Origin of the sequence: Allobosea rubneri, assembly GCF_032464875.1 — a bacterium.
In the GTDB taxonomy this organism is placed as follows: Bacteria; Pseudomonadota; Alphaproteobacteria; order Rhizobiales; family Beijerinckiaceae; genus Allobosea; species Allobosea rubneri.
This window is the reverse complement of sequence record NZ_JAWDID010000017.1, coordinates 32,776-41,713: the sequence shown is the minus strand read 5'-3', so window position 1 is coordinate 41,713 and position 8,938 is coordinate 32,776. Positions and strand designations below refer to the sequence as shown.

At 67.3% G+C, this 8,938-nt stretch carries 12 protein-coding genes; 6 read left to right on the top strand and 6 right to left on the bottom strand.

The features are described from left to right. The first annotated feature begins 17 nt into the window (after window positions 1–17). From RKE40_RS13255 to RKE40_RS13240, 4 genes are all read left to right on the top strand, one after another. A complete protein-coding gene (locus RKE40_RS13255; RefSeq protein ID WP_316018704.1) occupies window positions 18–449 on the top strand; it encodes an NAD(P) transhydrogenase subunit alpha part 2 in 432 nt (143 codons plus the stop codon). Between the two features lie 4 nt (window positions 450–453). Continuing rightward, window positions 454–1,860, top strand: a complete 1,407-nt coding sequence (locus RKE40_RS13250) for an NAD(P)(+) transhydrogenase (Re/Si-specific) subunit beta (RefSeq protein WP_316018703.1) — start codon at window positions 454–456, stop codon at window positions 1,858–1,860. Between the two features lie 66 nt (window positions 1,861–1,926). Next, the gene (locus tag RKE40_RS13245) at window positions 1,927–2,409 is read left to right on the top strand and encodes a GNAT family N-acetyltransferase (protein ID WP_316018702.1); all 483 of its coding nucleotides are present in this window, start codon (window positions 1,927–1,929) and stop codon (window positions 2,407–2,409) included. Then, window positions 2,406–3,269, top strand: coding sequence for an alpha/beta hydrolase (locus tag RKE40_RS13240; RefSeq protein WP_316018701.1), 864 nt, complete (start codon window positions 2,406–2,408; stop codon window positions 3,267–3,269). The genes RKE40_RS13245 and RKE40_RS13240 overlap by 4 nt, the downstream gene beginning before the upstream one ends. A gap of 106 nt (window positions 3,270–3,375) precedes the next feature. On the opposite strand, the gene RKE40_RS13235 is transcribed toward RKE40_RS13240, so the two are convergent. The 5 genes from RKE40_RS13235 to RKE40_RS13215 form a co-directional block, all read right to left on the bottom strand. Then, entirely contained in the window at window positions 3,376–4,233 is an 858-nt protein-coding gene (locus RKE40_RS13235) for a tetratricopeptide repeat protein (protein ID WP_316018700.1), read from the bottom strand. A gap of 193 nt (window positions 4,234–4,426) precedes the next feature. Further along, the gene (rpsU, locus tag RKE40_RS13230) at window positions 4,427–4,660 is read right to left on the bottom strand and encodes a 30S ribosomal protein S21 (protein ID WP_316018699.1); all 234 of its coding nucleotides are present in this window, start codon (window positions 4,658–4,660) and stop codon (window positions 4,427–4,429) included. Window positions 4,661–4,830: 170 nt separating this feature from the next. Further along, window positions 4,831–5,931, bottom strand: a complete 1,101-nt coding sequence (locus RKE40_RS13225) for a 5-(carboxyamino)imidazole ribonucleotide synthase (RefSeq protein WP_316018698.1) — start codon at window positions 5,929–5,931, stop codon at window positions 4,831–4,833. After that, window positions 5,928–6,425, bottom strand: a complete 498-nt coding sequence (purE, locus tag RKE40_RS13220; protein WP_316018697.1) for a 5-(carboxyamino)imidazole ribonucleotide mutase — start codon at window positions 6,423–6,425, stop codon at window positions 5,928–5,930. Before purE ends, RKE40_RS13225 begins: the two co-directional genes overlap by 4 nt. 101 nt (window positions 6,426–6,526) lie before the next feature. Further along, window positions 6,527–6,745: a YdcH family protein gene (locus tag RKE40_RS13215; RefSeq protein WP_066471873.1), complete on the bottom strand. Its 219-nt coding sequence runs from the start codon at window positions 6,743–6,745 to the stop codon at window positions 6,527–6,529. A 230-nt stretch (window positions 6,746–6,975) separates the two neighbouring features. Here RKE40_RS13215 and RKE40_RS13210 point away from each other — a divergent pair, with 230 nt between their 5' ends. Then, window positions 6,976–7,164, top strand: coding sequence for a YdcH family protein (locus RKE40_RS13210; RefSeq protein WP_066471875.1), 189 nt, complete (start codon window positions 6,976–6,978; stop codon window positions 7,162–7,164). Between the two features lie 141 nt (window positions 7,165–7,305). On the opposite strand, the gene RKE40_RS13205 is transcribed toward RKE40_RS13210, so the two are convergent. Next, window positions 7,306–8,235: a LysR family transcriptional regulator gene (locus tag RKE40_RS13205; RefSeq protein WP_316018696.1), complete on the bottom strand. Its 930-nt coding sequence runs from the start codon at window positions 8,233–8,235 to the stop codon at window positions 7,306–7,308. 97 nt (window positions 8,236–8,332) lie between these two features. Here RKE40_RS13205 and RKE40_RS13200 point away from each other — a divergent pair, with 97 nt between their 5' ends. Then, window positions 8,333–8,935, top strand: coding sequence for an NAD(P)H-dependent oxidoreductase (locus RKE40_RS13200; protein ID WP_316018695.1), 603 nt, complete (start codon window positions 8,333–8,335; stop codon window positions 8,933–8,935). Window positions 8,936–8,938 lie beyond the last annotated feature (3 nt).

Below are 8,938 nucleotides of genomic sequence, written 5' to 3'. Positions count from 1 at the left end.
CCAGGGAGTGTCACATCATGGCTAATCCGACCCCCGAACAGGCGCTCGAACAGGCCCGCTCGGCCGCCGCGCTTGCCAAGCAGGCCGCCGAGCTCGCCGAGAAGTACGCCGAGCAGGCGGCCCATGCGGCCGGCGCCGCGACCGGCGTCGACCCGACGGTCTTCCGCCTCGCCATCTTCGTCCTCGCCGTCTTCGTCGGCTACTATGTGGTCTGGTCGGTGACGCCGGCCCTGCATACCCCGCTGATGTCGGTCACCAACGCCATCTCCTCGGTCATCGTCGTCGGCGCGCTGCTCGCCGTCGGTGTCCAGGCGGCGCCCGCCTTGGGCGACGGGCCGCTCTGGGCCAAGGTGTTCGGCTTCATCGCCCTGGTGCTCGCCTCGGTGAACATCTTCGGCGGCTTCCTCGTCACCGAGCGGATGCTCGCGATGTACAAGAAGAAGGGCTGAGCGCATGGCCGCGAACCTCTCCGCCCTGCTTTACATCGTCTCGGGCGTCCTCTTCATCATGGCCCTGCGGGGGCTGTCGCATCCGACGACCTCGCGCCAGGGCAACCGCTACGGCATGATCGGCATGACGATCGCCGTGCTGACCACGGTGATCTTCTATCCGCCGGCCGGCTTCTCCGGCTGGCTGCTCGTCATCCTCGGCATCGCCATCGGCGGCGGCTTCGGCGCCTATATGGCCAAGCGCGTGCAGATGACGCAGATGCCGCAGCTCGTCGCCTTCTTCCACTCGCTGGTCGGTCTCGCCGCCGTGCTGGTGGCGGCGGCGGCCCTCTATGCGCCGGAAGCGTTCGGCATCGGTCAGGTCGGCAAGATCAAGGGCGCCAGCCTGTTCGAGATGGGTCTCGGCGTCGCGATCGGCGCGATCACCTTCACCGGCTCGATCATCGCCTTCCTCAAGCTCGACGGGCGGATGAGCGGCAAGCCGATCATGCTGCCGCAGCGCCATGCCATCAATATCGGCCTCGGCATTGCGCTCTTCGTGCTGCTGATGGCCTTCCTGAAGACCGAGTACCATGGCGTCTTCTGGTTGATCGTGCTGGTCTCCTTCGCGCTCGGCATCCTGCTGATCATCCCGATCGGCGGCGCGGACATGCCGGTCGTCGTCTCGATGCTGAACTCCTATTCCGGCTGGGCAGCAGCGGGCATCGGATTCACCCTCGGCAACATGGCGCTGATCATCACCGGCGCGCTGGTCGGCTCCTCCGGCGCGATCCTGTCCTACATCATGTGCAAGGCGATGAACCGGAGCTTCATCTCCGTCATCCTCGGCGGCTTCGGTGGCGACGACGCCGCGGCCGGCGCAGGTGGCGCGGTCGAGGCGCGTCCGGTCAAGCAGGGCTCGCCGGACGACGCCGCCTACATCATGAAGAATGCCGGCAAGGTCCTGATCGTGCCGGGCTACGGCATGGCGGTGGCGCAAGCCCAGCACGCGCTGCGCGAGATGGCCGACCTCCTCAAGAAGGAGGGTGTCGAGGTCAAGTACGCGATCCACCCGGTGGCGGGCCGCATGCCGGGCCATATGAACGTGCTGCTGGCCGAGGCCAACGTGCCCTATGACGAGGTCTTCGAGCTCGAGGACATCAACTCGGAATTCGGCCAGGCCGACGTCGCCTTCGTCATCGGCGCCAACGACGTCACCAACCCCGCCGCGAAGACCGACAAGACCTCGCCGATCTACGGCATGCCGATCCTCGACGTCGAGAAGGCCAAGACCGTGCTGTTCATCAAGCGCGGCATGGCGGCCGGCTATGCCGGCGTCGAGAACGAGCTGTTCTTCCGGCCCAATACGATGATGCTGTTCGGCGACGCCAAGAAGGTCACCGACGAGATCGTCAAGGCGATGGCGCACTGAGCCGCCTGCCATAGCAATGTCGCAAAGGGCCGGCTTCGATGCCGGCCCTTTTTTGTTGGAAACTCCATGTCTGAATTGCCGATCCGCCCTTTCGAGCCAGAGGACCGCGAGGCGGTCGTCGCGCTGCATTGGGAACTCAACCGCCATGAGCAGACCGTATCCGGCGACCGGGCGCTCGACCGAGAGGCAGCCGAGGCCTGCCTCGCCGATGACGAGAAGCAGATGGCCGAGCGCGGCGGCATCGCGCTGGTCGCGCTGATCGACGGCGCGGTCGCCGGCTATGTCTGCTGCGTCCTCGCCGATGGCGGGCCGTTCCTGCGCGCCGATCTGCGCCGCCAGGCCTATGTCACGACCCTTGTGGTCGGCGAGGCTTTTCGCGGGCGCCGCGTCGCCACTGCTTTGCTCGGCGAGGCGGAGCGTTATGCGCGCGGACAGGGCGTCGCGGCGCTGGGCGTCGGCGTGCTCGCCGGCAATGCGGGCGCCGAGCGGCTCTACCAGGGCTTCGGCTTCCAGCCGCACGCCGTCGAAATGGTCAAGCGGCTGCGATGAGGCGGTTCTTCGTCGTCACCACGCTCGCTCTGGGGGTCGCCTATGCCGGCGTGCTGGGGCTGCTCTACGTCAAGCAGCGCGACCTGCTCTATCCACGCAATCCGGCGCGGGCTGAGGTCGCTGCGGCCAATCTGCCCGGCGTCGAGGAAGTCCGGCTGACCACGGCGGATGGCGAGACGCTGATCGCCTGGGTGGTGCCGCCGCGCGAGGGCAAGCCCGTGCTGCTGTTCTTCCATGGCAATGCCGGCAATTTCGGCCCGGGGCGGCAGGCCCGGTTCAGGGCGCTGACTGAGGACGGCACCGGGCTGTTCGCGGTGAACTATCGCGGCTATGGCGGCTCGACGGGCGCGCCGAGCGAGGCGGGGCTCGAGCAGGACGCACTTGCCGCCTATGACGCCGCCATGGCCCGCTTCGGAGCCGACAGGCTGGTCGGATATGGCGAGTCGCTGGGTACAGGTGTGGTGCTCAGGCTCGCCGCCAGCAAGCCGCTCAGGGCCGTGATCCTCGAGGCGCCCTACATGTCGACCGCCGCGGTGGCGCAGCAGATCTATCCCTATGTGCCGGTCGCCCTGCTGATGCATGACCAGTTCCGCTCGGATCTTGCGATCGGCAAGGTGCGCGGGCCGGTGCTGTTCCTGCATGGCGTGCGCGACACGGTCATTCCCTATAGCCAGGGCGAGGCGCTGTTTGCGCTGGCGAGCGCGCCGAAGCGCTTCGTCCGCTTCCCGGAAGGGAATCACGGAAATCTGGTGTCGCAGGGGGCAGTGCCCGAAATCCGGCGCTTCCTCGCCGATCAGGCGGCGGGCGCGCTGCCGGCGAGCGACGTGATTCTGGCGACGCAGGAAGCGCCGCGGCAGTAGGAAGCAGTTTGCGGGGAATTGCGCCGCGCCAACCATCCTCTTGGAATGGCAGGCCGGAAAGGCATTTCTGGTTGCCCGGCCGGAGGTTCCGACCGGGCAGGGTCGCTCACATCCGGAACACGCCGCCGCCGCCGAGACGAGCCTGGCCGGCGCGGGCCGTCTGGTTGTTGCCGTCGAGGCCGAGCGCGCGCTGATAGGCCTCGCTCGCCTCGGTCTTCTTGCCGAGCTTCTCGAAGGCGAAGCCGCGGCCGGCCCAGGCCTCGGCATTGCGGTTGTCGACGTTGAGGGCGGCGGTGAAGTCCTCCAGCGCCGATTCGTACTTGCCGAGCGCGTTCAGGCTCTGGCCGCGGGCGATGTAGGGCGGGGCGTTGTAGGGGTTGCGGTCGATCACCGAGTCGAAGTCGGTGACGGCGTGCTGGTGCTGGCCTTCCTTCTGGTAGACCAGCCCGCGGGCATGGAAGGTCTCGGCGGATTCGGGATTGAGGCGAATCGCGGTGTTGAGGTCGGCCAGCGCCTGCTGGCTGTTGCCCTGGGCGCGCAGCAGATTGGCGCGGCCGACATAGGCTGGGCCGTAATTCGGATTGGCGGTGGTGGCGCGGGTGAAGTCCTGCAGCGCCGCGTCGTTGCGGCCGGTCTGGCGCAGGGCGAGCGCCCGGTTGGTGAAGGCCGGGGCGAAGTTCGGGTCTAGCTGGGTCGCCTTGCTGAAATCGGAGATCGCGTCCGAATAGCGGCCGATGCGGGCATAAGCGGCGCCGCGGGTGTTGTAGGCCTGCGGGTCGTTCGGGTTGCGGTTGATGACCTCGGTCAACGAGCCGATGTTGACGCTGGCGTTTTCCGTGTTCTCGGTCTGCAGTTCGGCGATCCCGGCACCGGAGTTCATGCTGACCGTGTCGCAGCCGGCGAGCGCGGCGGCGAGGCCAAGCGCGGTCAGCCAGTTCCTGCCTCGGAAGATGCTCTGTCTCATCGCTCTCGGTCTTGCCCCTTTTCGTAGCGCCAGCTGACGGCGAAACGTTCGTCTCCGATCAAACGCCTAAAGCGTGACAACTTTTGGTTAATGAGGCCGGAAAAAGCAACGACGCCCGCAAAGGTGGGCGGGCGTCGGGCATCATGGAACTGGTTTGCCTGTCAGGGCAGGGCGGCGCGGGATGGTGCGCTGCTCAGGGGCGCTTCGGCTTCACCGGCGCGGGCAGCAGGCCCTCGCGCTGGAGCTTCTTGCGCATCAGCTTGCGGGCGCGGCGAACAGCCTCGGCCTTCTCGCGTGCCTTCTTCTCGGAGGGCTTCTCGTAATGGCCGCGAAGCTTCATCTCGCGGAAGACGCCCTCACGCTGCAACTTCTTCTTCAGTGCGCGGAGAGCCTGGTCGACATTATTGTCCCGAACGAGAATCTGCACGTCTTTGGTCCGTGGTTTACTGGTTGGCCTGGATCGGCGACGGTGCCCCCTCAAGGAAAAACCGCCTAGAAGGCCGTGCGGATATCAGAATTCCGGCACCCTGTCCACGCCGCAGAGCGGCGCGAAACATGCGATTACGTCGATATTCGCGGGAGTAGCGGCTGGTCCGCTCAGTCACCCTGGGGAAGGACGCGCGTGACATGCCCCATCTTGCGGCCGGGCCTGGCCTCGCGCTTGCCGTAGAGGTGCAGATGAGCGTTCGGCTCGGCCAGGATGGCACGCCAGTCATGGACGCGGTCGCCGATCAGGTTTTCCATCGTGACCGTTCCACGCCGGGTCGCAGCGCCGAGCGGAAAGCCGCAGACGGCGCGGACATGCTGGTGGAATTGCGAGGTCTGCGCGCCCTCGCTGGTCCAGTGGCCGGAATTATGGACGCGCGGGGCGATCTCGTTGACGACGACCTGCTCGCCCGCGGCGTCCTCGACGATGAAGAACTCGACAGCGAAGACGCCGACATAGGCCAGCGCCTCGCCGATGCGCCTTGCCGCGTCTATCGCTGCAGCGCTCGCCACGGCGCCGATCCGCGCAGGAACGCGGGTCAGCGCCAGGATATGGTCGCGATGCTCGTTCTCGCAGACGTCGAAGGCGGCGAAGCTGCCATCGCTGCCGCGCGCCGCAACGACTGAGATCTCGCGGGCGAAGCTGACGAAACCTTCGAGGATCGCCGGGAAATGGCCGATCTCCTCCCAGGCCTGCATAAGGTCGGTGTCGGCGGTGATCTTGACCTGGCCCTTGCCGTCATAGCCGAAGCGGCGGGTCTTCAGCACGCTGGGGCGGCCGAGCGCGGCGACGGCCTGCTCGAGATCGCCCAGCGAATCGACCTGGCGGAAAGGCGCGACGGCGAGGCCGAGCTCGGAGACGAAGCGCTTCTCGCTGAGCCGGTCCTGCGTCACGGCCAGCGCCCGGGCGCCGGGATGCAGCGGCGTGCGCGCGGCGAGGAAGGCAGCGGTTGCGGCCGGGACATTCTCGAATTCGTAGGTCACCACGTCGACGGCATCGGCAAAGGCCGCCAGCGCCGCCTCGTCCTCATAGGCGCCGATGGTGTGGCGGGCCGCGACCTCATAGGCCGGGCTGTCGGGCTCGGGCGCGAAGATATGGGCGCGCAAGCCGAGATCGGCCGCTGCCAGCGCCATCATCCGGGCGAGCTGGCCGCCGCCGAGGATGCCGAGCACGGCGCCCGGCGCAAGGCCAGTGGGATCGGGCCGGCTCATTGGCCGTCTACCGGCTGGAGTGCGACCGCCTCACTCTGGCGCTTTCGCCAGGCATCGAGACGCTCCGCGAGGGGGGCGTCGTTGAGGGCCAGAACGGCGGCGGCGAGGAGTGCGGCGTTGACGGCGCCGGCACGGCCGATTGCGAGGGTGCCGACCGGGATGCCGGCGGGCATCTGGACGATGGAGAGCAGGCTGTCCTGTCCGGAAAGCGCCTTGGATTCGACCGGCACGCCGAAGACCGGCAGCGGTGTCAGGGACGCCGTCATGCCGGGCAGATGCGCGGCGCCGCCGGCCCCGGCGATCACGACCTTGTAACCCTTGGCCTTGGCGCCCTTGGCGAAGTCGAACAGGCGCTCCGGCGTGCGATGCGCCGAGACGATCAGCGCCTCATGGCCGATGCCGAGCGCCGACAGCGTCTCGGCGGCGTGACACATTGTCGCCCAGTCGGACTGGCTGCCCATGATGAGGGCGACGGGAGGGGTCGGCTCGGCCATGAAATGCTCGCTTCCCGGAGGGGAGGGGAAGGGGGCGATCTAGACCGGCGGGGCCGCTGCAAGCAAGGGCGGAATCGGCGCCAGGGCCGATTCCTGCCGGTTCAGGCGATGATGTCGGGCGTAAGCTGGTCCTCGAGGTGGGCGATGCGGTCGCGCAGATAGAGTTTGCGCTTCTTCAGGCGCTGGACCTGGATCTGGTTGATAGCGCCGAGCCGCTCGAGCGCGTCGATGGCGCTGTCGAGATCGCGGTGCTCGTCGCGCAGTCGCGCCAGCTCCACCATGAGGACCTCGACCTCTTCGGCGCTCAACTCGAATCCCATAAGCCGTCTCAACATCGCCGCGATCGCTGCAGACTATGCGCAGGCCGGAGCGGCGCGGCAAGAGCGCCGCGACGGTGACGCAGGAGTGGCTCGCTCATATTCGCGGGCCTCGGGAAAGGTCCCGGAAGGGATCACAGAAACTCATGCTGCGCCGCACGGCTGCCCCGCAGACGTGAAGCCGGCTCTGTGTCAGACTTGCTCTTGCCAGAACGCTCATCAGGAGGATCCAGATGTCGCTGCAGACCCATCTCGCCGAGCTCGAGCGCAAGCATCGCCAGCTCGAGGAGGCCATCGCCCAGGCGGTTGCCAGCCCCTCGTCGGACGATCTCGGCGTGGCCGAACTCAAGCGGAAGAAGCTGCTGCTGAAGGATGAGATCGAGCGCGTGCGGCAAACCATGCCGGCACCGACGTTGCACTGAGGATTTCCGGCGGGTCGCGGCGACCCGCATCGCTCTCGCGTACCAACGCGATCACCGGCCCCGCGAGGGGCCGGCTTTTTTATGCGCGGCAGGCCTGCTGTCGGAACTCTTGCACAGCCTGCCGCATCCCGCGCGAACCGGTTACCGATGCGGGGCGGGGGGCGCCGAGCCGTCAGAAAACCGCATGCGCTCGGCTTCCTCCCGGATGATCCGGCCGAGCTCGAGCGCCCCCGGGCCGGCCCCGTCGGGATCCGGATAGACCAGGTAGAGCGCGCCGCTTCGCTCGGCCCCATTCTGCAGCGGCAGCGGCTTGAGCTCTCCCGAACGCAGCTCGTCGCGGATCCAGTCCTCAGGGTACCAGGCGAAGCCGAGCCCCATGCAGGCGGCATGGATCGAGGTTGCCTTGTGGCTCACCGTCAGGCGTCGCTCGGTCACGTCCCAGACGCTGGGGCGGACGCGCTTGCTGCCGCTGTCGCGGATGACGAGATGACGGTGGCCCTTGAGGTCCTGGATCGCCAGAGGCCGCTGCTGCTGGTGGAGCGGATGGCCGGGCGCTGCGGCGCAGATCGCGCGATAGCGCATGATGACGTCGCCCGTATGCCCGGCAGGCAGGTTGTCGGCGCAGATGGCGAGGTCGACCGCGCCTGCCTGGAGAAGCTCGTCGGTACCGCCCATCACGGTCTCGTAGAGCTCGATCCGGGTTTCCGGATAGACCTCGCCGAACCTGTCCAGGCATTGCAGCATGAGCCAGGTCGGGAACAGCGCCTCGACCGCGAGGCTGAGCATCTGCTCGCGGCCTTTGGCGAGGTTGTGGGCCGCACGCTCGAGACGTACGGCCTCGTCGACCAGGGCCTTGCCGCGCCGGTAGAGAATCCGGCCGTCGCGCGTCAGCGAGGCCTTGCGTCCTTCGATCTGGAAGACCGGCAGGCCGAGCTGCTCTTCGATCTGCCGCACGGCATAGCTGATCGTCGATTGCGATTTGTTCAGCGCCGCCGCGGCCTGGGCGAACCCGCCGGCGTCGACGACCGCGACGAAGGCGCGCCATTGGTCGAGAGAGATACGAGGCTGCATATATCGATCTGTTCGATATTTAAGGCCGAAATATCGAACTATAATATCGATCAGTCAGATGATTTTCTAGCTCCATCGAAACCGATGGGGCACGCAGATGAAGGTCCTGATTGTTACAGCCGAGCCGCGCGGCAGATCCTTCGCGGCGAAACTGGCCGAGCTTTATGTCGACGGCCTGGGCGCCTGCCGTGAGGTCGAGACGGAGTGGCTGGACCTGCTCGCGATCGGCTTCGACCCACGCCTGCGGGCGGAGGACCTGGCGCTCTATCGCGGCATCGGTCCGGTGCCCGACGATGTCCGCCGCGAGCAGCACCGCATCGAGGCGGCGGACGTCGTCATCCTGGCCTTCCCGATCTACTGGTGGTCGCTACCCGCCGTGCTGAAGGGCTGGATCGACCGGGTCTTCACCAAGGGCTGGGCTTTCGAGACGGCGGTGTCGCCGAAGCCGCTGGCGGGCAAGTCCGTACGCCTGATCGCAACGGGCGGTGCCGGGCCGCGCGCCTATGACAAACATGGTTATCGCGCAGCGATCACCGCCCAGATCGAGCACGGCGTCTTCCATTTCAGCGGCATCGAGGACGTGGCGACGCATCTGTTCCTGGAGGTCGAGGGAGCCGATCCGGCGGCCCGCGAACGTGACCTCGCCACCGCATTCACGCTTGGCGCGTCGCTGCCCTGCCGCGCCCTGATCGCCGCCTGAACA

Bases quoted from the DNA above. Each gene is read 5' to 3' on its own strand.
- RKE40_RS13240 (WP_316018701.1), top strand. From the start codon at position 2,406: ATGAGGCGGTTCTTCGTCGTCACCACGCTCGCTCTGGGGGTCGCCTAT.
- RKE40_RS13235 (WP_316018700.1), bottom strand. From the start codon at position 4,233: ATGAGACAGAGCATCTTCCGAGGCAGGAACTGGCTGACCGCGCTTGGC.
- RKE40_RS13245 (WP_316018702.1), top strand. From the start codon at position 1,927: ATGTCTGAATTGCCGATCCGCCCTTTCGAGCCAGAGGACCGCGAGGCG.
- RKE40_RS13215 (WP_066471873.1), bottom strand. From the start codon at position 6,745: ATGGGATTCGAGTTGAGCGCCGAAGAGGTCGAGGTCCTCATGGTGGAG.
- RKE40_RS13200 (WP_316018695.1), top strand. From the start codon at position 8,333: ATGAAGGTCCTGATTGTTACAGCCGAGCCGCGCGGCAGATCCTTCGCG.
- RKE40_RS13210 (WP_066471875.1), top strand. From the start codon at position 6,976: ATGTCGCTGCAGACCCATCTCGCCGAGCTCGAGCGCAAGCATCGCCAG.
- RKE40_RS13205 (WP_316018696.1), bottom strand. From the start codon at position 8,235: ATGCAGCCTCGTATCTCTCTCGACCAATGGCGCGCCTTCGTCGCGGTC.
- purE (WP_316018697.1), bottom strand. From the start codon at position 6,425: ATGGCCGAGCCGACCCCTCCCGTCGCCCTCATCATGGGCAGCCAGTCC.
- RKE40_RS13225 (WP_316018698.1), bottom strand. From the start codon at position 5,931: ATGAGCCGGCCCGATCCCACTGGCCTTGCGCCGGGCGCCGTGCTCGGC.
- RKE40_RS13255 (WP_316018704.1), top strand. From the start codon at position 18: ATGGCTAATCCGACCCCCGAACAGGCGCTCGAACAGGCCCGCTCGGCC.
- RKE40_RS13250 (WP_316018703.1), top strand. From the start codon at position 454: ATGGCCGCGAACCTCTCCGCCCTGCTTTACATCGTCTCGGGCGTCCTC.